Genomic DNA, 217 nt, shown 5'->3' with positions numbered 1-217 from the left:
CAACATTGGATGGCAAGGCACCATCACTGATTGCAAACGTGATCGTCCGGATATGATCGGCAATGATCTTAAAGAAGACGTCATCATCCTTGTCAACACCATACTTCTTAACACCGCTGAATTCTTCAGTCTGTTTGATCAGCGGCATAAAGAGGTCGGTTTCAAAGTTGGTTGGCGCATTTTCAAAAATGGAGACAACCCGTTCCAGCCCCATCCC

1 protein-coding gene is annotated in these 217 nt (G+C 46.1%); it reads right to left on the bottom strand.

Features of this window, described 5'->3' with window-relative positions; translation table 11 throughout:
* On the bottom strand, positions 1-217 hold a 217-nt coding region (locus tag LJE08_RS14790; RefSeq protein ID WP_227403687.1), incomplete at both ends, for an alanine--tRNA ligase-related protein.

Origin of the sequence: Holdemanella sp. DFI.5.55 (genome assembly GCF_020593575.1) — a bacterium.
GTDB classification, from domain to species: Bacteria; Bacillota_I; Bacilli_A; order Erysipelotrichales; family Erysipelotrichaceae; genus Holdemanella; species Holdemanella hominis.
Note: the sequence above shows the minus strand (reverse complement) of the source record. Positions and strands in the feature narration are given on the sequence as shown.